Origin of the sequence: Loigolactobacillus rennini DSM 20253, assembly GCF_001436505.1 — a bacterium.
Taxonomy (GTDB): Bacteria; Bacillota; Bacilli; order Lactobacillales; family Lactobacillaceae; genus Loigolactobacillus; species Loigolactobacillus rennini.
The window spans coordinates 1-22,964 of record NZ_AYYI01000027.1; the positions used below are offsets into that span (position 1 = coordinate 1).

General features: G+C 41.5%; 21 protein-coding genes, 1 other RNA gene and 1 pseudogene. 6 read left to right on the forward strand and 17 right to left on the reverse strand.

All coding sequences use genetic code 11. The features are described 5' to 3' along the window. Nucleotides 1–53 precede the first annotated feature (53 nt). The 11 genes and pseudogenes from FC24_RS04410 to FC24_RS04455 form a co-directional block, all read right to left on the reverse strand. Nucleotides 54–251: pseudogene (locus FC24_RS04410) on the reverse strand (solute carrier family 23 protein); the annotation flags it as partial. Between the two features lie 157 nt (nucleotides 252–408). Continuing rightward, complete coding sequence (pyrR, locus tag FC24_RS04415) at nucleotides 409–945, reverse strand: bifunctional pyr operon transcriptional regulator/uracil phosphoribosyltransferase PyrR (RefSeq protein ID WP_083485630.1); 537 nt, start codon at nucleotides 943–945, stop codon at nucleotides 409–411. Between the two features lie 152 nt (nucleotides 946–1,097). After that, nucleotides 1,098–2,012, reverse strand: a complete 915-nt coding sequence (locus FC24_RS04420) for an RluA family pseudouridine synthase (RefSeq protein ID WP_057873672.1) — start codon at nucleotides 2,010–2,012, stop codon at nucleotides 1,098–1,100. Nucleotides 2,013–2,014: 2 nt separating this feature from the next. Next, a complete protein-coding gene (lspA, locus tag FC24_RS04425; protein ID WP_057873673.1) occupies nucleotides 2,015–2,461 on the reverse strand; it encodes a signal peptidase II in 447 nt (148 codons plus the stop codon). Then, nucleotides 2,462–3,112, reverse strand: coding sequence for a uracil-DNA glycosylase (locus FC24_RS04430; RefSeq protein WP_057873674.1), 651 nt, complete (start codon nucleotides 3,110–3,112; stop codon nucleotides 2,462–2,464). It lies immediately after the preceding gene. Continuing rightward, nucleotides 3,112–4,785 (reverse strand): formate--tetrahydrofolate ligase, encoded by a 1,674-nt coding sequence (locus tag FC24_RS04435; protein WP_057873675.1) that lies wholly within the window; start codon nucleotides 4,783–4,785, stop codon nucleotides 3,112–3,114. Before FC24_RS04435 ends, FC24_RS04430 begins: the two co-directional genes overlap by 1 nt. Nucleotides 4,786–4,826: 41 nt before the next feature. Then, nucleotides 4,827–5,240 (reverse strand): EbsA family protein, encoded by a 414-nt coding sequence (locus FC24_RS04440; protein WP_057873676.1) that lies wholly within the window; start codon nucleotides 5,238–5,240, stop codon nucleotides 4,827–4,829. Between the two features lie 89 nt (nucleotides 5,241–5,329). Beyond that, a complete protein-coding gene (locus tag FC24_RS04445) occupies nucleotides 5,330–6,451 on the reverse strand; it encodes a THUMP domain-containing class I SAM-dependent RNA methyltransferase (RefSeq protein ID WP_057873677.1) in 1,122 nt (373 codons plus the stop codon). An 85-nt stretch (nucleotides 6,452–6,536) separates the two neighbouring features. Further along, nucleotides 6,537–6,905: RNase P RNA component class B (gene rnpB, locus FC24_RS11335), an RNA gene on the reverse strand. 14 nt (nucleotides 6,906–6,919) lie between these two features. After that, complete coding sequence (gpsB, locus tag FC24_RS04450; protein ID WP_057873678.1) at nucleotides 6,920–7,270, reverse strand: cell division regulator GpsB; 351 nt, start codon at nucleotides 7,268–7,270, stop codon at nucleotides 6,920–6,922. 57 nt (nucleotides 7,271–7,327) lie between these two features. After that, a complete protein-coding gene (locus tag FC24_RS04455) occupies nucleotides 7,328–7,894 on the reverse strand; it encodes an SLOG family protein (protein WP_057873679.1) in 567 nt (188 codons plus the stop codon). Nucleotides 7,895–7,966: 72 nt separating this feature from the next. On the opposite strand from FC24_RS04455, the gene recU reads away from it, so the two are divergent. Then, nucleotides 7,967–8,611, forward strand: a complete 645-nt coding sequence (gene recU / locus FC24_RS04460; RefSeq protein WP_057873680.1) for a Holliday junction resolvase RecU — start codon at nucleotides 7,967–7,969, stop codon at nucleotides 8,609–8,611. Beyond that, nucleotides 8,601–10,949 carry a PBP1A family penicillin-binding protein gene (locus FC24_RS04465; RefSeq protein WP_057873681.1) on the forward strand — a complete coding sequence of 783 codons (2,349 nt, stop codon included), beginning with the start codon at nucleotides 8,601–8,603 and terminating at the stop codon, nucleotides 10,947–10,949. The genes recU and FC24_RS04465 overlap by 11 nt, the downstream gene beginning before the upstream one ends. 206 nt (nucleotides 10,950–11,155) lie before the next feature. Here FC24_RS04465 and nth read toward each other — a convergent pair whose 3' ends face one another. The 5 genes from nth to FC24_RS04490 form a co-directional block, all read right to left on the reverse strand. Further along, nucleotides 11,156–11,803: an endonuclease III gene (gene nth, locus FC24_RS04470; protein WP_057873682.1), complete on the reverse strand. Its 648-nt coding sequence runs from the start codon at nucleotides 11,801–11,803 to the stop codon at nucleotides 11,156–11,158. A 21-nt stretch (nucleotides 11,804–11,824) separates the two neighbouring features. After that, nucleotides 11,825–12,565, reverse strand: coding sequence for a DnaD domain-containing protein (locus FC24_RS04475; RefSeq protein ID WP_235807314.1), 741 nt, complete (start codon nucleotides 12,563–12,565; stop codon nucleotides 11,825–11,827). A 50-nt stretch (nucleotides 12,566–12,615) separates the two neighbouring features. Next, a complete protein-coding gene (locus tag FC24_RS04480; protein WP_057873683.1) occupies nucleotides 12,616–13,809 on the reverse strand; it encodes a pyridoxal phosphate-dependent aminotransferase in 1,194 nt (397 codons plus the stop codon). 15 nt (nucleotides 13,810–13,824) lie between these two features. Then, nucleotides 13,825–14,304 (reverse strand): cell wall elongation regulator TseB-like domain-containing protein, encoded by a 480-nt coding sequence (locus tag FC24_RS04485; protein WP_057873684.1) that lies wholly within the window; start codon nucleotides 14,302–14,304, stop codon nucleotides 13,825–13,827. 86 nt (nucleotides 14,305–14,390) lie between these two features. Next, entirely contained in the window at nucleotides 14,391–17,198 is a 2,808-nt protein-coding gene (locus FC24_RS04490) for a helicase C-terminal domain-containing protein (RefSeq protein ID WP_057873685.1), read from the reverse strand. Nucleotides 17,199–17,434: 236 nt separating this feature from the next. Here FC24_RS04490 and mvk point away from each other — a divergent pair, with 236 nt between their 5' ends. From mvk to fni, 4 genes are read left to right on the forward strand one after another with little or no spacing between them, the layout of a single operon-like run. Beyond that, nucleotides 17,435–18,403, forward strand: a complete 969-nt coding sequence (mvk, locus tag FC24_RS04495) for a mevalonate kinase (protein WP_057873686.1) — start codon at nucleotides 17,435–17,437, stop codon at nucleotides 18,401–18,403. Beyond that, nucleotides 18,400–19,374 carry a diphosphomevalonate decarboxylase gene (mvaD, locus tag FC24_RS04500; RefSeq protein ID WP_057873687.1) on the forward strand — a complete coding sequence of 325 codons (975 nt, stop codon included), beginning with the start codon at nucleotides 18,400–18,402 and terminating at the stop codon, nucleotides 19,372–19,374. Before mvk ends, mvaD begins: the two co-directional genes overlap by 4 nt. 29 nt (nucleotides 19,375–19,403) lie before the next feature. Further along, a complete protein-coding gene (locus FC24_RS04505; protein WP_057873688.1) occupies nucleotides 19,404–20,477 on the forward strand; it encodes a phosphomevalonate kinase in 1,074 nt (357 codons plus the stop codon). Nucleotides 20,478–20,501: 24 nt separating this feature from the next. Continuing rightward, on the forward strand, nucleotides 20,502–21,542 hold the full coding sequence (gene fni, locus FC24_RS04510) for a type 2 isopentenyl-diphosphate Delta-isomerase (protein ID WP_057873689.1): 1,041 nt from the start codon (nucleotides 20,502–20,504) through the stop codon (nucleotides 21,540–21,542). 55 nt (nucleotides 21,543–21,597) lie between these two features. Here fni and FC24_RS04515 read toward each other — a convergent pair whose 3' ends face one another. Then, nucleotides 21,598–22,950, reverse strand: a complete 1,353-nt coding sequence (locus FC24_RS04515; RefSeq protein ID WP_083485631.1) for an RsmF rRNA methyltransferase first C-terminal domain-containing protein — start codon at nucleotides 22,948–22,950, stop codon at nucleotides 21,598–21,600. Nucleotides 22,951–22,964 lie beyond the last annotated feature (14 nt).

A 22,964-nucleotide genomic window follows, 5' to 3' on the forward strand; every position in this document is an offset into this window, starting at 1 on the left:
AAGTGATTAGAACTTTTATAATTAATTCACCAACAACAGTTGACGAAGAGCCCTAAAATATAAATTAAAGTACCAACACCAGAACTTAAAATTGCGATTCCTGGATTTAATCCAACTAATATAGGAACTAAAACTGTAGCGCCAAACATGGCAAATAAATGCTGCAATGATAAACCAAACCATTGTAATGGTGCTGGTTTATCGTGAATGTCTAATACAACGCGGTTTGACTGCTGCTTCTTTTGGGTCATTAGGATAACCTCCACTTTATTTTTTACCATAAAAAAACACCCATTTAGCAAAATGGATGTTAATTTCAGACATTAGCCCAAACTAGTTTTAAGGGTAATTGCTGAACGCTTGCGCGACCATTTTGCTCTCACTGGAGACAATTAAATCGTTTTGCTTTTAATCTTCTTTTTGAATAAAAATCCCATCGCGGTGATCAATTTCTTCAACTGCCACCTTTATTTGTTCGCGAAGTGATGTTGGAATATTTTTACCAACGAAATCTGCTCTAATCGGTAATTCGCGGTGACCGCGGTCAACTAAAATTGCCAATGAAATTTTTTTTGCACGTCCTGCTTCTAAAAGTGCGTCTAAAGCAGCACGGACAGTGCGGCCGGTAAATAGCACATCATCGACTAAAATAACGTGTTTGCCTTCAATTGGAACCGGAATCTTTGCGCCATTTACGGTCGGATGTTCCTGATTTTTTCGGTGTATATCATCACGATAAAGCGTAATGTCTAGTTCACCAACCGGAATGGTTAAGTCTTCTAATTGTTGCATTCGCTTGGCTATGCGTTGCGCCAAATAAATGCCCCGCGTCTTAATTCCAACTAACACGATATCATCAAGCCCTTTATTGCGTTCAATGATTTCATAAGTGATTCGGGTTAAGGCCCGTTTCATTGTGACGCCATCTACAACTTCCTTTTCCAATTTACTACCCCTTTCTAACAAAAAATCCTTTTGCCCGTGCGGCAAAAGGATTTAATTAATTGCATATCACTAATTAATTATGCCTTCTTAGCCTCACGGGGCTAATTTAAAGGATTCGTTATTTGATTAACCTAAGAATACCGAAATGATTACTAACTGTCAACCGATTTTTCTAAAGTTACCAACGTTTGCTTGAAAATTGGTGGCACTGCCACACTAAAAGTTAGCTGTTCACCGGTACGGGGGTGTTTAAAACCTAATTTAGCGGCATGTAAAAATTGGCCATGACCAGACAACGTTTTTTTAGGTCCATATAGAGGATCACCTGCAACTGGATGACCAATGTAGCGCATGTGCACACGAATTTGGTGGGTTCTCCCAGTTTCTAGCTGACATTTAATCAGGGTGTATGCTTTAAAACGCATTAAAACTTCAAAATGGGTCACTGCGTGCCGACCATCAGCCACCACTGCCTGTTTTTTTCGATCATTTTTTGCCCGGCCTAATGGTGCATTAATGGTTCCGCGTTGTTCTTTAAAATTACCATGGACAAGTGCGAGATACTCTCGTTGTGTCGTTTTTGCTTGTAATTGTGCTGCTAAACTTTGATGGGCTAAATTATTTTTTGCCACCATTAATAAGCCTGAAGTATCTTTATCGATCCGATGAACGATTCCAGGACGAATCACCCCATTAATTGTTGACAAAGGGCTGTGATAAAGTAAAGCATTCACCAAAGTTCCATGTGAATGGCCCGGCGCTGGATGCACCACCATACCTTGGGGTTTATTGACTACTAAAACATCTGCATCTTCATAAACAATATCCAATGGCATTTTTTCCGGCTTAGCAGTCAAACTGACAGGTTTAGGTAATTTAATGACGATATAATCGCCGGGAGTAACAACATATTTAGCTTTAACGCTAACGCCATTAACCTGCACTAATTTTGCTTTGATTAAATTTTGAATGTGTGAGCGGGTTAACTGGGTAAAAGCGTCCCGTAGTACTGTATCTAGCCGCCCTTGTTGTGTAGTTATGGTCAGTGTTAAACAATTTTGCGTCATGATTAACCTTTCTCATCTTTAAAAATTAAATCAATAAAAATCAAGATAATGCCCACTGTTAAAGCTGTATCAGCTAAATTAAAAATTGGGAAATTAAACCAATCTAATTGCAACATGTCAACAACATAGCCTAAACGTACTCGATCAATAAAATTGCCTAATGCACCTGCTATCATCAGAGTTAAACCAGTTGCATAGAAATACTGCTTATGCGGCGCACGATACAACAAATAGATTAAAACTACCATAACCACTGGCGTTAAAATCAAGAAAAAAATTTGGCGGCCAGCTAAAATATTCCAAGCAGCACCATTATTTTGTAGATAAGTTAATGACATCAAATGAGGAGCGAGTATTTTGACTTGTCCCAGCGCTAAATGACTAATCGTCCAATATTTTAATAATTGATCACTGGCGATGACTATCAAGAATAAAATTAGGTAAATCACTTATTGCCCCTCACTTTGTAGTTGCTGCTTAAATTTCGCTAAATCTCGGGTTAAGTCACTTTCAATTTTTCGGTTGTAAAAAACTGCGGCTGGATGAAAAGTTGGCATAACGCGGTAATGTCGCTTAGTCGGCACAAATTTTTGCTGCTGGTAATCATAACACCGAATTGGACCCGAAAAAAATTGTCCGTGCACGTCTCCAACACGATATTTTGGTCCCAACAAACGTTTCAAGCCAACATTACCAATGGTTAAAATCAAATCAGTGGGTAAATGTGCTAGTTCGTAGTCAATTAAAAATGCCTGACTAATTAATTCATGTTGTGTGGGTGGCCGATTATCTTTTTTCTGGTAAGTCTGACCAGTTCTTTTAGCTGTCTTTGTCACAATCCGAAATGGACGACTGCGATAGGCACTAGTGATAAACACTTCTTCGCGAGTAACTCCTAGTGTTGACAATGATTTATCAAGTTCCACCCCGGCACGTCCTGTAAAAGGTTTATGGGTTGTTACTTCCGTTTCACCTGGTGCTTCACCCACCAAGATAAAACGCGGCGTTAAACTACCGTTTCCTGGGACTAGCCCCTCGACGTTGTCATGCAAGGTTTGCCAACCACGTTTAATTAAGTCAGGTGGTAAAATGCTAGCCATTAAAATAACCCGGTAATGTTACCATCTGCGTCAATATCCATGTCTAAAGCAGCAGGATGTTTAGGCAGTCCTGGCATGGTTAAAACATGTCCCGTTAACGCCACTAAAAAACCGGCTCCTAAATCTGGTACAAATTCGCGTACATGAATGGTGAAGTCTTCAGGTGCGCCTAATTGTTTAGGATCATCAGTAAAAGAATATTGGGTCTTTGCCATGCAAATTGGCAATTTATCCCAACCGTTTGCGGCAAAATCGGCCATTTGTCGTTTAGCTTTGGCAGTATATTCGACCTTTTTACCACCATAAATTTTTTGCACAATCGCGTTAATTTTTTCTGGAATAGATGCTTGCGGTTCATATAGTGGTTGGTAAGTATGCTGTTCAGCTAAGGAAGTAATCACTGCTTTAGCTAGATCAATCCCACCAGCACCACCTTTGGCCCAAACATTGGTATCCACTGCTTGCACGCCCAGAGCTTGACAAAGCTGTTGCAATGTTGTTATTTCAGCCGCCGTATCCGCTGTAAAATGATTGATGGCAACTGTCACTGGTACCCCATATTGTTGCATATTTTGAATGTGTCGTTTAAGGTTGGCAAAGCCAGCTTTTAAGGCAGCAATATTTTCTTGCTTCAAATCCGCTAACGCAACGCCACCATTGTATTTTAATGCACGGACAGTCGCAACCAAAACAATGGCATCAGGATGCTTGCCTAACTGTGGAACTTTGATGTCTAGAAATTTTTCAGCACCTAAATCGGCGCCAAATCCAGCCTCGGTAATGGCATAATCACCTAATTTTAAGGCGGCCTGTGTGGCTAAAACACTATTACAGCCGTGCGCAATGTTCGCAAATGGGCCACCATGAACAAAAGTTGGGGTATGTTCCAAGGTTTGAACTAAATTCGGTTTTAAAGCATCTTTTAAAAGCAGCGTGATGGCGCCTGCTACTTTTAAATCGGCAACAGTGACAGGTTGCTGATTAATATTATAACCAATTACAATTTTACTGATACGTTGCTTCAAATCACTAAGACTAGTTGCTAGACATAACACTGCCATCAATTCACTTGCAACAGTGATGTTAAAGCCATCTTGCCGTGGCACTCCTTGTGTTGGTCCGCCTAAACCAATTACAACTTGCCGCAACGCACGATCATTAATATCCAAAACGCGTTTCCAAGTAATCCGCCGCTGATCAATCTGTAACTGATTACCATGTTGGATATGATTATCAATCAATGCTGCTAAAGTATTGTTAGCACTAGTTAAGGCGTGCATGTCTCCGGTAAAATGCAAGTTAATATCTGCCATTGGAACAACTTGTGCATATCCGCCACCAGTTGCACCACCTTTGATTCCCATCACGGGTCCTAAAGAAGGCTCACGCAATGCAATGACTGCTCTTTTATTCAATCGTTTTAAAGCATCACCTAATCCAATAGTGACTGTTGATTTACCTTCACCAGCTGGTGTTGGATTAATTGATGTCACTAAAATTAACCGGTGTGCGTTAGATACACACTGTTGTGCTAAAGTTGCCAACTTTACTTTAGCCTTATAACTGCCATATTGCTCAATATCATCAGGTTGTAAACCGATTTGTTGGGCAATTTCAGTAATTGGCTTAATTGCTTGTTGCTCGTTTTTTCGTGCAATTTCTATATCAGACATCGCGTTCACTCCTTATATATCATTCACGCTAACCTAAATAATTAATTTTGCTGAAGGCTAGTTTCTGTTTTTAAAGTCTTTAGCGTTTCAACCAGACGTTGCTTTTGTTTTTTTGTCATTAAAATACTCAAATTGGGCAATCGCTCCAGCTCAAAACGAACACCATGAGGTAAAATAACCACGTGATTTAGCGCTTTTAACGGAATAACCTGGCGGTGTTTTGGTAAGATTTGTTGCAACGTTAAGGTCGCCTGATCCACATTAAGAAATAGTTGGCGGCGAAAAATCCCTAAACCAGCAACTATTAAAAACAAAATAAAAGTTACAATTGTAAACCATTGAATGGTGGTTATTTCAAGCCAACCAGTAGCACTACTAAATAAAATAATAAAGGTCCAGGACCAAAAAATAATGCTGCTATACAAATCTGGTTGATAATAAAAACGGTGTGTCATGTCCTCACCTCGTTGTTGGTTTGGGGGTTGGTTTTTGTAATTTTAAGTTAAAGTAACTTTTTTATTTTAAACCATTTTTAAAACAGGCACTATTTTGCCCAAAACTGAAAAAGATCTGTTCTTAAAGCCCCATTATATAATTTGCGCCGTTTAGTGGCTTTCTCACCATAATAAGTTTCAAATTTTAAATCACTAGTTAAAATGTATTTACTCCAAGAAGTTAATGGTCGGTACACCGTACCCATTTGCTGATATAACTGGTGGACACCACTTAAATCACTCAATCGCTCCCCATATGGTGGATTAGCAACAATCACCCCACCTTTTTTCTCGGTTTTAAAATCCTTAACAGCGAGTTGCTTAAATTGAATGTGGTGTAAAACGCCTGCTTCATGCGCGTTGAGTTTTGCAATATCGATCATGCTACCATCAATATCAGCTCCCATAATGTCCAAAGGAGTCGTCATTTTTTGCATTGCTACTGCCTTTTGCCGTTGTTCTGCTACTAAATCGGCGTTCACCCAATCCCAGTCTTCAAAAGAAAAATGCCGTTTACTTCCAGGCGCAATGTTTAAACCGATTAAAGCTGCTTCAATCGGAATTGTACCTGAACCACAAACTGGGTCTAAAAATGGCTTTTCTGGCCACCAATTGGTTAAGGCAATTAGTGCCGCTGCCATATTTTCCTTCAATGGTGCACTACCTTTTTCAACCCGGTAGCCCCGCTTAAACAAACTGGGTCCCGTTGTATCCAATGTTAACAATGCTTTATCTTTTAAAAGACTAACTTCTAAAGCAAAAGTTGCTCCGGTTTCTGGCAAATGCCCACGCCGATGATAAACTTGGCACATTTTATCGACAATTGCTTTTTTAGTTAGTCGCTGCACATCAGGGACACTGTGTAATTTCGATTTATGTGAGCGCCCTGCCACAGGAAAAGCGGCATCTAAAGGCAAATAAGCGTCCCACGGTAATGCTTTAACCTGTTCAAATAAATCATCGAAAGTAGTCGCATTAAACTCACCGATGATGATCTTAACGCGATCAGCTGTTCTAAGCCACAGATTGGTCCAGATAATGTCAGATAAATCCCCTTGAAACCGAACCCGACCATTTTCAGTTTGAACTTGATAGCCTAGGTCTTTTAATTCGCGTGCGGCTAATCCTTCAATACCACTAGCAGTTGTCGCCATTAATTGATATGTTGTCATTTTTTTACCTCAATATCTAAAAACTGTCTTGATGAAAGAAAAAACCCTCCATCGAAATGAAGGGTTTCCTGACTAAGGTGTAAACCTCTGTAAGCCATGTTTTGTCTCATTAAGCTGCTCAGGCACAACTCAATGAGGGTAATCATCTATCTACAGATTATTCATCTGCCTTCATGCATTGTTCATTTCCCGACATGAAGCGCCCCTACCAAAGTTTGGGTTACTCGCTCGCGGGGTTTACCCGTTCCAAACAATATGTTTCCATACTGGATCGTCACTGTGGCACTTTTCAGAAGGTTAACAGCATAGATCACTCCTTAGCTGCGTCCTTCGCCGTTACTGCAAAGCAGTACCTTAGCTTATTGGGCTAAGCGCGAACACTACAGGCATCTCAGCCTGTGCGGGCATGGACTTTCCTCAGCCTGCGCATAGCAGACCGCGATTACCCGAGATTTACACCAAAAGCATTTAATTATTTAACTTTCTTGGCCCATCCTGTTGATTATCATCTAATTTGGCACCAAAAACGTGCCGTTCTAGATTAGATAACCGTTTTAAGATGTCAAAATTAGTCACGGTTGGATTAGGTTGTGCACTTTGGACATTTTTGTTCACAGTGACTTGTTTTGTCAATTCATCATTTCGTGAACGCAACCGTTGATTATTACTAGTTAATTCTTCAACCTTGGCATCATAAGCTTCATAATCTTTGATTACTTGATCTAAGAATTCATCGACCTCTGTTGGATCATAGCCCCGCATTTTAGTTTTAAATTCTTTTTGTAGGATATCCTGAGTTGTGAAATTCAAATTGTCCATTCCGATACACCTCATTGCGCGTTGTCATTAATATGACTGATAATAGTATAGCAAAGTTTAATCTGCTTGCAAACCATTTTCTTGGTCTTGCCCATAATTATTTGCCACATCTTGCAAATCATCAAAATCTAAAGTAGTCAATTGATAATTATGCTGCTGACGATACCGTTCGATTGCATCAACAACATAGTGGGTTTTTCCCGGTGCAGTACTATCGTAAACCACTAGTGCCCCTTCTGTATGGGTTAACATGAAAGTTTGATAATTTCTTAATTGTTGTGGCGAACGGTAAGGCTGCTGACTAATAGCAGCTGCGAAATCGACTTGGCTGCGCACCAAAGCTAGTGCTGCTTGATTAGTCTCATTCCAATTTTGTCCAAAATCTGCAAAAGGCAACATTAATGCTGTCTGCAATTCAGGATAGTCCTTTTTAAGGTCGGTGGCAACTTCTAACCCCCACTGTTCGGTCCCCAACTGACCGCCACTAATGACCCAAGCTAAACCTTGGTTAAATTGATCGATCAACGCAGCGCGTAATGCGGCTTTAATAATTTTTAACTTTAAGTCATTGGCGTTGAAAACGCCGAGTTCATAGCTACGGTAGCCTGTTACCCACAGCCGCATAAAGATCCCTTCTTAATTTCATTTCAAAATATGCTGGTAATTGCTATAATAAGGCTTTAGGAGTGTGATTATATGCCGTTTCATTATCCAAATGGCAGTCTCTACCATCATGATGCCAAAGCACGGCCAAAAAAGCAACTAGTCAGTAGTCGTACTCGCTTTGACAACCGTGGAATGTCATTAGAAGAAGAAATTAATGAAAGCAATCAGTATTACCGCGCACGCGATATTGCTGTTATCTATAAAAAACCAATTCCTTTACAAATTGTCAAAGTCGATTATCCTAAACGCAGTGCAGCAGTCATTAAGGAGGCCTATTTCCGGCGGCCTTCCACAACTGATTATAATGGCGTATACCAAGGATACTACCTTGACTTTGAAGCTAAAGAAACCAAAAATAAAGCAAGTTTTCCGTTGAAAAATTTTCATCAACACCAAATTGATCACATGCGTCGCTGTCTGCGGCAAGCAGGTATTTGCTTTGTTATCGTGCGCTTTGTTAGTTTAGACCGACTTTTTGTTTATCCTGCCAGTCCACTGATTACTTACTGGGATCAGCAAACTAACGGTGGTCGCAAATCGATTCCGCTCAATGAAATCAGCGCAACTGGTTTTGAAGTTCATTACGCGCTTAAACCTAGGATTCCTTATTTAAAAGCAATTGATCAATTACTTGCAACATCAACAATCGATAAAGGAGATCATCATGGCCAATAAACAAACACGGGTTGCTCGCCACAAAGCAGCAACCAAACGACCTAAAAAAAATCGTCCAATCCGACGCATTTTTCTTTGGTTAATCGGTATTTTTGTCGCGTTATTATTAGCAGGCGGCGGTTTATTTACCTATTATGCCATGAGTGCCCCTAAAATAACGCAAGCTCAGCTAGCCAGTAAATCTTCTTCGGTTATCTATGATAGCACCGGGGACAAAATTAGAACTTTAGGCCAAGAAAATCGGCGCTATGCTTCCGGTAACTCAATTCCACAAACTTTGAAAGATGCGATCGTTTCCACTGAAGACCGGCGCTTTTACTCTAACTTTGGAATTGATCCAGTTCGCATTTTAGGCGCTGCTTTTTCCAACGTTAGCGGTCGGACAGGTTTGCAAGGTGGCAGCACACTGACACAGCAATTAGTTAAGTTAGCCGTCTTTTCAACTAAACAATCAGACCAAACGCTAAAACGCAAAGCACAAGAAGCTTGGCTGGCGATTAAAGTTGATCGTGCTTATTCTAAAGACCAAATCCTTGAATTTTATCTCAATAAAGTTTATCTGGCTAATGGCGTTTATGGAATGGGAACTGCCGCGCATTATTACTATGGCAAACCTTTAAAACAACTGAGTTTAGCACAGTTAGCATTAATTGCAGGCATGCCACAAGCACCGAACACTTATGACCCTTATGTTAACCCAAAAGCTGCAACATCACGCCGCAATTTAGTTTTACAAGCAATGGTAGACAATAAAAAAATCAGCTCTGAGCAAGCACAAACAGCTAAAGCAGAACCTGTTACAGCGGGATTAGTCGACCAACACCAACAAAAAAATAATAGTGATACTGATTCAGTGACAGATGCTTATGTCAGCCAAGTAGTTGCCGAAGTTAAAAAGAAAACCGGCTTAAATCCATATACGGATGGCTTAAAAATTCATACAAATCTAAACATGAAAATTCAGCGTCGGTTGTATGATATTGTTAACACAAATAATTACGTTAATTTCCCAGATAATCTGTTACAAACTGGCGTCACAATGACCGACACTAAAACCGGTAAAGTACTAGCCATGATTGGCGGTCGGAAAACGGGTGATGTTCAATTTGGTTTAAACCGGGCAGTTCAAACTAGCCGCAGCAATGGGTCCACCATTAAACCGTTATTAGATTATGCCCCAGCAATTGAATACTTGAATTACTCCACCTATCAACAATTAGATGATACTAAATACGTTTATGCTGGAACTTCCACACAACTTTATGACTGGGATTTCAAGTATATGGGTAGAATCTCACTACGAACTGCACTAGCACAATCGCGTAATGTCCCAGCTGTTCGTACTTTAGATAAAGTCGGTATCGACCGGGCCACCAAGTTTGTTAAAGGTTTAGGCATCACTTTTCCACGGCCATTGGAATTGCAAAACGCCATTGGTGCAGATATTTCTAGTCTAGACGAAGCCGCGGCTTATGCAGCCTTTGGCAATGGTGGTACTTACAATAAACCTTATTTAATCAATAAAATTGATAAACCTGATGGCACTACGGAAAGCTTTGAAAGCCAGGGTGCTCGGGCCATGAAAGCTTCCACAGCTTACATGATCACCGATGTTTTAAAAGATACCATTTCAAAAGGAACTGGAACTAATGCACAAATCAGCGGTTTACACCAAGCTGGTAAAACCGGGACCACTAATTATTCCACCGAGGAATTAGAAAATAGCCAAAGTATTTCTAGTAACATGGCAAAAGATTCTTGGTTTTCTGGTTATACACCACACTATTCAATTTCAGTTTGGACAGGTTATGATCAGCCACAAAAACACGGACTTACCTCTAGTGAACAGCAAATTGCCGGTAGCATTTATCGCGAATTAATGCAATATGCCACTACTGCAACCAATGTTAGTAACAAAAATTGGCATAAACCTAGCAGTGTTGTCGCCGCTAATATTCTTAAGGGATCAAACCCAGCTGAACTAGCTGGTAGCGGCGCATCAAGCAATCAAGTGACACGCGAATTATTTGTCCGTGGCTACCAACCTACTAAAATTGCAAGTGGTACAACCAGTTCACGGCGAAATAATCGCCAAGTAAGCAGCCAAAATAGTTTAGAATCTAGTAGCAGTGATTTTAGTTCAATGCTGAGTGACTCTTCTAGTGCTGACAGTGCTTCTTCTAGTCAAGCTAGCCAAAGCACAACGACCGATCAAGCAAGTAGCCAAAGTAGCAACACTCAAAACAATAATCAGGCACAAGACCAAAACACCTCTAACAACAATAATCAAACTTCTACGCCCCCAAGTGGTGGCAATCAAAGCACAGATTCTGATTAACAATTAATCCCTTATTAAGGGTAAACAGAAAAAACGCCCTAGTTAGGTTCCTAGTGAATAACACTAGTAAACTTTAACTAGGGCGTTTTTGCGTGTTCATTTAATGCTAATAGCAGGTAAAAGTATTACGCATGATCGTCATCAAAAAGGGCTGTAATTAAAAGGGTTACTTTTGTCACAAGCCCCAACACGATCACTAAGCGTTTTTAATGTACCGCCAAACGTTGCTGTCCATCTGCACAGATACTGAGTAACGGACATTGTAAACATTTAGGCGCACGCGCTAAACAGTGATAGCGGCCAAAATAAATTAAGCGATGGTGCGCTGCTACCCACAGTTTCTTCGGTAATAAATGCGTCATGCGCTGTTCGATTTGTAAAACACTGGCATCAGCAGCAACGATCTGTAACCGTTTGGTAACCCGTGTCACGTGTGTATCCACTGCAAAAGCCGGAATATTAAAAGCATCAGCTAAAACCACTGCTGCAGTTTTTCGGCCTACACCAGGTAATGTCACCAAATCTTGCCGCCGCTTTGGTACGACACCGCCAAAATTTTCAACTAACGCTTGACTAGCTGCTTTCATGTGTTTTGCTTTATTACGGTACAAGCCAATACTATGGATATCTTGCCGCAACGCTGCTTCACTAGCAGCAGCCATCGTTTGTGGATCTGGGAAATCACTAAACAATTTTGGCGTCACTTTATTAACTGAGATATCTGTAGCCTGCGCACTGAGTAAAACGGCAATCAAATACTGAAACGGCGTCTGTGCAACTAAAGACGGCTTTGCATCAGGAAACATTTTTCCCATGATAGCAATGGCTAATCTTGTTTGTTTTTTAGTTAACATCAGCTTAAATTCCCTTCACACTTAATTTTGCTGTTGATCATCTGCCGGATCCGCCCAATTATACATGGGAATCTTAGGCACATGGTCACTAGCAGTTGTTTTAGCAGCTGGCTTTTGTTGCTGCCGCTTTTCTCGCTCTCGCTGAACCTGCTGCTTAGAAGTCAAGTGCTTGCGCTCCCAGCTCAATAAAATGCGGTCCATATATTTCAAACTATAAGCTTGATTTAACACTGCTTCGCGTAAAGCTAATGACACCATTTCAGGTTGATAGTGATCCTCATCCAACCAAGCGGCCACTGTTTCAAATTCCATCGGGGACAACGGACGTCCAAACTCAGTTTCAATTTGTTCAAAAAGTTGCTGCCGCTGATTTGCTTTTTTTGTGGTTGTTGCTTGCTGCTGGGCTTGTGTTAACAGTGTTGCTAACTTACGATAAAGCAATCTGAAGTCATACTGATCTTGACTGCGCCCAGATTTATCTTGACTGGTGTCGATGGTCAACACTTTTTTTTGAATCATCCGGTGAATGATTTGATAAATCTGCGGGCGCGATAAACGTAACCGTTGTGCAATAATGGCCATATCCGGAAAATGATTGCCAGCATCATAAAAACTTTTTAGCTGTAAATAAACCAAAAATTCATCATTTGTCATTCCCAATTCATGAAAATGCGCCAACAACAAACTTGAAACCGTCGTTTGTCCAGCATTAATAAATTTTTGCATAAAGCGTTCATCCATGTTGTCATCCTTTTCTAACAAGTTTACGCCATCCTCCTTGTCAACCAGCCGTTAATAGTTAGTTAAACCCTTTAATCAGGATTTCCTTTTGTGCGCAAAAATTCTGCCATTCGCTGATAAGCTTCTGCTAGCTGCGTCTCACTTGCCGCATAACTGATACGAATGTAATCAGGTTGACCGAAGGCACGTCCTGGGACAACTGCCACATAAGCCTGCGTTAAAAGATCTGTGACAAAATCTTCCGTTGTCGTGTAACCGCAGCGGACAACAGCCCGTTTAACATTTGGAAATAAATAAAATGCCCCTTGCGGTTTAGTAGGTAATTCAAAACCTGATAAACTTTGAATCTTCGGAAACAAATAATTTAACCGTTGTTCAAAGGACAAACGCATCGCTTCTGCAGCGCTTTGATCGCCATTTAAAGCAGCAATGGCAGCATACTGACTGACAGCAGTTGGATTACCCGTCGCATGACTAGCCACCGTTGTCATCGCTTGAATAATCCCAGCATTACCTAAAACATAACCTAAACGCCAGCCAGTCATCGCGTAAGTTTTGGATAACCCAGAGACTAATAATGTATTATCCCGAATCGTTTGGTCTAATTGAATAACTGACGTAAATTGATTGCCGTTATAAACTAAATGACTATAGATTTCATCTGCAATTAATAAAATATCATGTGAAGCTGCCCAATGACCTAAGGCAGTTAGTTCAGAAGCGGTATAAATCGCACCAGTAGGATTTTGAGGTGAATTAATAACCAGCGCCTGTGTCTGCGGTGTGCGCACCATTTCTAAATCGGCTACAGTGACCTTGCCATTTTCACCAGTAGGATGAACTAACAATGGCCTGCCACCGGCTAATTTCACTTGCTCAGCATAGCTAACCCAAAACGGTGCAGGCAATAAAACTTCATCCCCAGCATTTAAAATAACTTGGAAAATTAAATACAGCGCAAATTTTGCCCCAGTTGTTGCAATAATTTGCTTAGCTTGATACTTTACGCCGGTATCCGCAGCAACGCGTTGGGCAATTGCTTGTTTAAGTTCTGGCAAACCGCCTGCTGGCGTATAAAAACTAGTTTTACCCGAACGAATGGCATCAATGGCAGCACTTTCAATCGCTGTTGGTGTGGTGAAATCTGGTTCACCCAATGACAAATTGATCACATCCGCACCCTTTGCCAACATGGCTTTGGTTTTAGCTGCCATGGCTAATGTTGCCGATGGCTGGACGCGCATGACTTTTTTTGATAATGCCATTTTATCCACTCCTCATTATAGTTGTTTAATCAATTTAACGGTTTTTCCGGTTTTAAAGCTCAAGGTTTGGTAACCTAACTGGCCGTTTTTATTAGCAAAAGAGACTTCCCAAACTGGTTTCTTTCGGTATAAGCCTAAAGTTGCACTGTAAACTTTTTTTGGATTCTGTGTCTGCCAAACTCGTTTTAAAGCAGTATTCCGCGAAATGCCAGCTGCTTGGTCTAAAATGGTGATTTTGCCACCCTTTTGGGCAACTAACACAAAAACCGCCTTTTTTTGCTTTGTCTGACCAGCAACGGTTAAATAACTTTGTTTGCGGTTAAACCAATAAAAATCATCCACTTGTGTGACATGAGCATATTTTTCTGCTAACGTCACAGCCTCATGACGCGCAGTTGCAGCTGGTTTGTTGGCAGCATGATAAATCAACAACGCACTGAAGATAATCAACAAAATAACGCCTAACAAACTATATGATTTCCAATGTTTGCGCATGTTTTCCCCTCTAGTTGTAAATTCACTTAGCTAAAAGATACATCGTCATTATAGCAGATTTTAATCCTAGCGTCTGGCTGAAAAAATTAAACTTTTGCTGCAAAAAATTGTCCGACTTGCGAGCCCAATTCACTTAAAGAAACTGCCGTTTTTGGCAAGGATGTTGGTAATGCCTTTAGCATCCGCTTACCGTAATTGGTTGCCATAATGCGTTTATCTAAAATAACCAACACGCCATAATCACTGCTAGTTCGAATTAGCCGACCAAAACCTTGCCGTAACTTTAAAGTTGCTTGTGGTAAAGCTGCTTTAAAGAACGGATTTTGGTGCGCCTGCTCAATTTTTTGATAACGTGCTTTTGTCAGTGCATCATTAGGCGCAGCAAACGGTAAACGGGCGATAATAACTTGTTCCAATGCTTTTTTAGGTAAATCGATTCCAGCCCAAAAACTGCCCGTACCTAATAAAATCCCCCGCTCACTAATGCCAAAGCGTTTAATAATTCGCTCTTTACTACCGGTAACTCCTTGTGCAAAAATCTCATGGTGCTTAGGTAATTCAGTTTGCAGCAACATCCGGTAAACAGCAGTAATCATTTGTAAAGAATTAAATAGCACTAAAGTTTGCCTATGATTGTGTTGCAATAATTGAACAAGTGCTTGGGCCACATAGGCGGCATAATCATCCGTTGTTGCTTCACGAACTCCCGGTCCGTCAGTGACGGCAAATAGTGCTGCCTGACGTTTATACCGAAAAGGGCTGGCAAAGCGCTTTTCAACAAATTGAGTCGCCATCACTCCCATAGATTGTTTAAAGTAAGTAAAGCGGTGATCAACACTTAACGTTGCACCAGTAAAAACCGGTGGCGCAAAATGCGTCAGTAATTGTTGACTGATCGGTGCAATGTCTAAGCGGCTTAAATGCAACGCTAAACTAGCGACATCCCCGTTATCCTTCAACGTTAACCAAACTAATTGTCCTTGATCCGGCTGGTTTAACAGTGTAAAGACCGTTTGCAGCTGCTGGCGTAATGTCACTAACCCTTGAACATACTGATTAAATGTTAACCAAATTTTTTGTTCACTTTTCAGCCACTGTACTTGTTGCGTTAAAAGTTGTGAACTCAGTTTATTGCTTAATAATAGGCAATTATTTAAAAGTTGATAAAGCTTACGGCAACTGCCACGATTTTCTTGTAACCAGTTCGCTAATGCGTGATTATCCAACACCCGTTCAAAATAACCGCCAGCACGTTGTGAACTTGTAAGTGGCTGCATGAAGCTTTCATTAAGTTGCCCTTGTAAGTGAATAAGCAATTGCTCAAACTCACTTAGTCCATAATCCAATGACATAACTGTATAATGCACTAACGGTGCGGCTTCCACCAATTTAGCCAGTGTTGTCTGGGCACTGTTTCCTGCTAATAGTTGGTGCAAATGCTTTAATAGTAATGTTATCGTATCACCCATCAACTGATGACCACTAGCTTTAGTTGCCGCGGCAGGAAATTGTTGTGCTTCATCCACCACTAAATAACTTTCTTTCGGGAAAAATATCGTATCAACTGCATGTTGGCTTAAAAAGGCATGGTTAGTGACCAATACATCTGCTTGTTGTTGCCGTTGACGAGCCGCCCGCCAAAAATCATCTGCGGCAAATGGTGTCTCGGCAGAAACAATATCTTGATTATAATGACAAATTTGAGCAAAAAGTGGTGCCTGGTAATTAGCTAAGTGTAATTCTGTAAAATCACCGGTTGTGGTCATAGTTAACCACACTAATAATTGCATTTTAAGTAGTTGCACCGGCTTGAGTTTATCTGTAGTCTGTAATGCCTGCTTAAATTTTGCCAGATCAATGTAATGTTGCGGACTTTTCACAATAGCTGCTGTTAAATTCATGTCCAACAATTGATTGAGTAATGGCACTGTTTGCTGTACAAATTGAGCTTGCAAGACAGCAGTAGCTGTGCTGACCACTAACTGCCGTTTACCTTGGAGCAAAAAACTAAACGGCAGCAAATAACCTAATGATTTACCTAGGCCAGTTGCCGCTTCTAAAATCAATGGTTGTGGTTGTTCATGAGTAAAATTGAAATAGATGGCATCCATCATTTTGCCTTGAGTTTTACGCCATTTTAATAAGGGCTGTAAGTAATGCTTTTTTTCTACATCCGTTTGCGGATAATTTTTGGTTGGCACCGTTAGTCTAGTGGTAGCCGTTTGTTTTTTTCGCAGCGCTAAGCCATGACTAATATAAAGATAGTCTGGCAGTTTTCCTGCAGACTGCTGTGCATAGTAGTCAAAATAATCACTAGTTTGACGCACAGCATAAACCGCACATTTAGCTAAAGCTTGGCGGGTCACTAACGGTAACTGAGCTAATCGCTGAGTCAAAGCAATAAATAATTTAGCCGTTACTAAAGCATCACTGTCTGCTTGATGAGGATTGGTATGTTCAATTGCCAGGAGTTTAGTTAAGTCACGTAATCGGTAGCTAATAGCAGTTGGCAGTAAAACTTGTGCTAATTCAACAGTATCAATTGCGGCTAAATTTAGTGCTGGCTGTCCCACCCGCTGTAATTCTGCATTTAAAAAAGGATAGTCAAAATTAACATTATGCGCAACAAAAACCGTTTGTTGCAGTAATTGCCTAATCGTCGTGGCAACATCTTCAAAATAAGGGGCGACAGCCAGCCGCTTAGTAGTTAAGTGTGTCAACTGCAAAATCGCACTGGGAACTGATCGCTCAGGATTCACATCAAACGCCAGTTGATCAATAATTTGTCCATGCTGCACCAAAACACAACCAAACTGGATGATCCGGTCGCCCTTTTGCACGTTGGTACCGGTAGTTTCTAAATCGACGATGGCGTAAACCGAGTCTTTATTCATAGTCGTCAAGGAGTCTCTTTTCTTTACATTATATAGTTCAAATACTAGCATTTTCAGTGCACTGCGGCAATCAACACCAACGAAAGCTTAACTTTTTATGAAAGCTCTTTTATCTCTTTATTACTGCTGTTTACTTTGTTCCCAACTATGTATAAACTATTTATGGGTTAGATAAAAAATAAACAGATTTCTTATTTACATTAATTCCATCTTAAATTATAGAAAAGAGTGGCGTCATGAAAATAAAAAAAGGCATTGGCACCAGTAATGCAAAAATTATTTTAATCGGTGAACATTCAGCGGTTTACAATCAACCTGCAATTGTGATTCCACTGACAGCCGTTAAACTAACGGCTGTCACCACAGCCAGCACAACCGGTCAATACATTGAAAGCAATTATTACACTGGGCCGCTAAGCCGAGCGGTTAAAAATTTTGCTGGCATTAAAAAATTGATCCAAACCATTTTACAGCAATTCAATCAAAGTAGTGCAAATTTTAAAATGACAATTACTAGCGCTATTCCCGCAGAACGGGGCATGGGATCATCTGCAGCTACCGCCGTTGCGGTTACGCGCAGTTTATTCGATTTTTTCGACCGCCCATTAAGTCGGCACCGCTTGTTGGCACTAGCCGCTGTCTCTGAAAAAGTAATCCACGGCTCTCCTAGCGGCATGGACGCGGCAACTACCAGTTCAAGTGCACCCATTTGGTTTGTCAAAGGTCAAGCCAGTTACAATTTACCAATTAATTTAAAGGGCAATTTAGTGATTGCTGATAGTGGCATTCGTGGACAAACTGGCCCTGCAGTAGCAACTGTCAGAGCCCGAATGGCTGATTTTCCACAAGAAACCAATGTCTTTATGGATCGTTTAGGCCAATTAGCCTATTCTACCCGACAAGCAATTGCTTCAGCCCAACTAACTAAAGTGGGACAAAACTTTACAACTGCGCAACTGATTTTGCAGACACTAGGTGTCAGCAGTGAATTGTTAGACCATTTAATCTTTGTCGCACAGCGCAACGGTAGTTTAGGAACCAAGTTAACTGGCGGCGGTCGTGGTGGGTGCCTCATCGCATTAGCACCAGATCAAACTACCACCGACCATTTAATTCAAGTCTTAAAAAACGAAGGCGTCACCCAAACTTGGGTACAACCACTTGCACATTTAAATCAAGCCCATCAGCAGGAGGAACGCTCATGAATCAACCGGTTACTGCCCGTGCCCACACTAACATTGCCTTGATTAAATACTGGGGAAAGTCAGATCCAGAGTTAATCATCCCACAAAATAGTAGTTTGTCGCTGACTTTAGAACCATTTTATACGGATACCACAGTGACTTTTTCTAACCAGTTAACCCGTGATCAGGTTAGTATTGATGGTCAACAATTGACTGTAGCTGCTAGTCAACGTGTTAGCCAATTATTGAATTTAATTCGCCAACAAGCCAATCAACAAAACTTTGCGCAAGTGATCTCGATTAACCATGTACCAACTGCGGCGGGCCTTGCCTCTTCCGCATCAGGATTTGCTGCTTTAGCAGCTGCTGCCAGTAAAGCAGCTGGCTTAGACTTAGACCGGCAAGCCCTCTCCCGCTTAGCCCGTCGTGGCTCCGGTTCAGCGACGCGCTCGGTATACGGTGGGTTTGTCGAGTGGCAAAAAGGCCACGGCGATGCCGATTCCCAAGCCATACCGTTGCAGGAAAAAATTGATTTTGACATTCAAATGATTGTCATTGTCTTAGATCCGCGACCTAAAAAAATCGCTAGCCGAGCAGGAATGGCTCGCGTGGTCGCGACTTCCCCTTATTATCCCGCTTGGCCAGTCGCAGCAACTAAAGATTTAGCAGCAATGAAGACTGCAATTCTTAAAAAAGATTTAAATTTAATTGGACAATTAGCCGAAGCTAACGCAATGAAGATGCACGCGACAACGCTTAGCGCGACCCCACCTTTCACTTATTTTGAACCAGAAACATTGCAAGCAATCGACCTAATTCAAGGCTTGCGCGCAACCGGGCTTTCTTGTTATTATACTATGGACGCGGGTCCGAACGTTAAAGTGATTTGTTCGGCCAAAGAAACACCCGCTATTCTTGCGCGCCTACGGCAGCACTTCCCCGCCGATCATTTGTTGGTGGCCAAGCCCGGCCCGGGGATCGCATATTTATAGTCTTGTTGTGCTCGAAAGGAAATGATTGTTTGATAAAGGCTCAGGCCCCAGGTAAACTTTACATCGCTGGTGAATATGCCGTGGTTGAAACCGGTTTGCCTGCCGTTATCGTTGCGTTGAATCAATTTGTTACCGTAACGATCGAAAAAAGTGCTGATTTTGGCAGTATTGTGTCAAAACAATATCAAGAAAATTCACTTTATTGGCTTCGACAAGGAGATGAAATGGTATTTGATAACCGAGATAATCCATTTCATTACATTCTTTCCGCCATTCACCTCACTGAAAAGTATGTCCTGGAAGCAGGTAAACACCTGTCACTGTATCACCTGCACATCAATAGTGAATTAGATTCAGCAGATGGTAAAAAATACGGACTAGGTAGTTCAGCTGCTGTCACAGTCGCCACAATTAAGGCGCTATTAGCGTATTACCAATTACCGTTAACTAAAGACAAATTATATAAACTAGCGGCCATTGCTCACTTAGATGTTCAGGGCAATGGTTCTTTAGGCGACATTGCTGCAAGCGTTTATGGCGGTTGGATCGCTTACCAGGCATTTGACCGTGACTGGTTACAGGCAATGCGCCGTGAAGCCAGCTTAGCCGAATTATTAGATCTAGACTGGCCCCAACTGCGTATTGAACTATTAACTCCACCGGAAAACCTGCAATTGATGATTGGCTGGACTGGTTCGCCAGCTTCAACTTCGCAACTAGTCGATAAAATTACCATCGCTAAAGCAAAAAAACGTGCTGCTTACCAAAACTTTCTGCAGCAAAGCACTGCTTGCTTGCAAACAATGATTACCGGATTTAAACAAAAGAATTTGGCCGTGATCCAAAAACAAATTAAGCGCAATCGCTTTTTATTACAACAATTAAGTGATTTTAGCCATGTTTCAATTGAAACTCCGCTCCTTAAAAAAATGTGCAACCTAGCTGAGGATTTCGGTGGGGCTGCTAAATCTTCTGGTGCTGGCGGCGGTGATTGTGGCATTGCCATTTTGGACGCTAATCAGCCTAACCATAAGCTAGTAGCAAATTGGCAAAAACATGGTATTGAACAATTAGCCTTATCCGTGCACAATGTCACTTGGTGATGATCACCTGCAGGAGGAAAAATAATGGCTCATATCTCTGCACATGCTCACCGTAAAGATGAACATGTTTTTTTAGCCGAAAAGAATTACCCGCAAACACAAAACAATGATTTTGATCAAGTTCGTTTCATCCACCAGTCATTACCGGAAATTGCTGTTGATGAAGTTGATTTAACCACTAATTTTGCTGGTCAGAAGATCCCGTTTCCCTTTTACATCAACGCAATGACCGGCGGCAGCCCACGAACTCAACGCTTAAATCAACAATTAGCCACATTGGCTAAACGGTTTAGTTTACCAATGGCAACTGGGTCACAAAGTGTTGCTTTAAAAGAACCAACCACTGCAGCCAGTTTCCAGATCGTACGCCAAGCGAACCCTCATGGTATGATTCTAGCTAATTTAGGCGCAGATGCCACCGTTACCCAAGCTCAGCACGCCATTGCTATGCTCAAAGCCGATGCGCTGCAAATTCATTTAAATCTTCCGCAAGAAATTGTGATGCCTGAAGGACAACGCCGTTTTTACTGGTTAACAAATTTGGCAAAACTCAAAACCGCCCTTCCCGTACCAGTGATTGTTAAGGAAGTGGGGTTTGGTATGAGCCAGGAAACTTTACAACAACTTAGAAGCATCGGCATTGAGCACGTTGATTTAGGTGGCCGCGGTGGCACTAATTTTGTCACCATTGAAAACCAACGGCGCCGTTTTAAGGAGTTTAACTACCTTGAAAATTGGGGCCAATCTACAGTTGAATCCCTTTTAGAAAGTCGTGCCATGCAGGCAGACTTAAATATTTATGCCTCCGGTGGTGTACGGCAACCATTGGATATCATCAAAGCGCTGGCTTTAGGTGCACAAGCAGTTGGCGTTTCCGGCACCATTTTACATAGTCTCCAAAAAAATGGCTTAGACGCTACTAGCCAGTTACTCCAAGCGTGGTGCCAACAGCTAAAATTATTGATGGCGCTCTTAGGTTGCCGTCAAGTTAAAGCATTAACCCACTGTCAACTAATTTTTAGTCCAGAATTAATGAATTACATTCATCAGCGTCACATTAAATGATCATAAAAAAGGACATTATAAATAATGTCCTTTTTTTGATTAAAATAAATTGTACTTAATCTGCTTGAAACCTTAAGCCCTTCGGGAAAAAGTTCTTAATGGTCTGATTTGTTAATTTACCAAAACCAACTGTTTTTTCTTGGTAGCGTAATAAATACCAGCCTTTACCTGCTAAAGTTACTGGAAAAGTATCCCCGTGAACGTATTGCCGGTACTGCTGTGATGTAAGTCGCAAAACATGTTTGGCTTGGGTCAAAGTTAATGCTAGTGCGTAAGCTGGTTCAAATCGTTTACGCTTAAATTGACCTAAAGGCAAGCCAGGCCGCACCACCTTTAAACCACTTAGTTCAATTGGCTGGGATTGCGCAAAAAGATGGTCGCGGTGTACCAGTAAATGCGGATATTGCGGGGCCACCAAAGTTGCCTGACTAAATGTTTGCCATAATTGCTTTTGTGTCGCCGTTAAACGGGACACATTATTTTTTTTAGCTCGGTGCCGTGGCTTTTTCACTGGAGCTGCCACTTGAGATTGCAATTTTGCAATGAAGTGCCCATCACCTGCAAAAGCATGCGGAAAGGCGCGTAAGGTCCCTTTTAGTGCTGAATTACCATCCGCCCATTCTGGCCGCCCGTTTTGCAAGCCATGCGTTGCTGCTAACGGTATTACCGCTAATCCGTCATATTGTTGTAACAACCAGGCAATGATTTGCTCGTCTTCTTCAGGACTAAAGGTGCAAGTCGAATAGATCAACTGGCCGCCGGGCCGTAACATTTTCATGGCTTCTTGAAGAATTTGGCGTTGACGTTTAGCACAGCTAGCCGGGTAGTCCACTGTCCAATATTTTTTAGCAGCCGGATCCTTACGAAACATACCTTCACCAGAACACGGCGCATCCACTAAAATTCGATCAAAATAGTGGGGCCATTTTTGTGCTAATCGTGCTGGCGTTTCATTAGTGATGACAGCATTAGCAATTCCGAAACGTTCAACATTTTCCGCTAAAATTTTAGCACGTTTCGGGATGATTTCATTAGCCACTAATAATCCCTGTTGTTGCATTAAACTGGCCAAATGGGTCGTTTTACCTCCGGGTGCAGCACATAAATCTAAAACCCGCTCTCCTGGCTGTGGTGCAGCCACTGCTCCTACTAGCATTGCGCTAGGTTCTTGACTATAAACATAGCCAGCTTGATGCGCCACCTGCCGCCCGTGTACACTACCATAATATCCCCAGCGCGTCAGCGGTACTGGTTGCGTTAATGGCAGATTGATCTGCTTGGGATTTGGTTTAAGCGGATTTAAACGAAACCCTTTGTAGCCTGGTTCCTGTAAACTGGCCAAAAAACGTGCCGCTTCAGTAGTACCTAGTAATTGCTGGTATTTTTCTTCAAATCCGGTGGGTAACAAAATCTGAACTCCTT

Bases quoted from the DNA above. Each gene is read 5' to 3' on its own strand.
- FC24_RS04420 (WP_057873672.1), bottom strand. From the start codon at position 2,012: ATGACGCAAAATTGTTTAACACTGACCATAACTACACAACAAGGGCGG.
- nth (WP_057873682.1), bottom strand. From the start codon at position 11,803: ATGTTAACTAAAAAACAAACAAGATTAGCCATTGCTATCATGGGAAAA.
- FC24_RS04455 (WP_057873679.1), bottom strand. From the start codon at position 7,894: ATGCGGCTGTGGGTAACAGGCTACCGTAGCTATGAACTCGGCGTTTTC.
- FC24_RS04435 (WP_057873675.1), bottom strand. From the start codon at position 4,785: ATGTCTGATATAGAAATTGCACGAAAAAACGAGCAACAAGCAATTAAG.
- mvk (WP_057873686.1), top strand. From the start codon at position 17,435: ATGAAAATAAAAAAAGGCATTGGCACCAGTAATGCAAAAATTATTTTA.
- FC24_RS04445 (WP_057873677.1), bottom strand. From the start codon at position 6,451: ATGACAACATATCAATTAATGGCGACAACTGCTAGTGGTATTGAAGGA.
- gpsB (WP_057873678.1), bottom strand. From the start codon at position 7,270: ATGGACAATTTGAATTTCACAACTCAGGATATCCTACAAAAAGAATTT.
- recU (WP_057873680.1), top strand. From the start codon at position 7,967: ATGCCGTTTCATTATCCAAATGGCAGTCTCTACCATCATGATGCCAAA.
- FC24_RS04490 (WP_057873685.1), bottom strand. From the start codon at position 17,198: ATGAATAAAGACTCGGTTTACGCCATCGTCGATTTAGAAACTACCGGT.
- mvaD (WP_057873687.1), top strand. From the start codon at position 18,400: ATGAATCAACCGGTTACTGCCCGTGCCCACACTAACATTGCCTTGATT.
- FC24_RS04480 (WP_057873683.1), bottom strand. From the start codon at position 13,809: ATGGCATTATCAAAAAAAGTCATGCGCGTCCAGCCATCGGCAACATTA.
- FC24_RS04430 (WP_057873674.1), bottom strand. From the start codon at position 3,112: ATGGCTAGCATTTTACCACCTGACTTAATTAAACGTGGTTGGCAAACC.
- FC24_RS04440 (WP_057873676.1), bottom strand. From the start codon at position 5,240: ATGACACACCGTTTTTATTATCAACCAGATTTGTATAGCAGCATTATT.
- fni (WP_057873689.1), top strand. From the start codon at position 20,502: ATGGCTCATATCTCTGCACATGCTCACCGTAAAGATGAACATGTTTTT.
- FC24_RS04465 (WP_057873681.1), top strand. From the start codon at position 8,601: ATGGCCAATAAACAAACACGGGTTGCTCGCCACAAAGCAGCAACCAAA.
- FC24_RS04485 (WP_057873684.1), bottom strand. From the start codon at position 14,304: ATGCGCAAACATTGGAAATCATATAGTTTGTTAGGCGTTATTTTGTTG.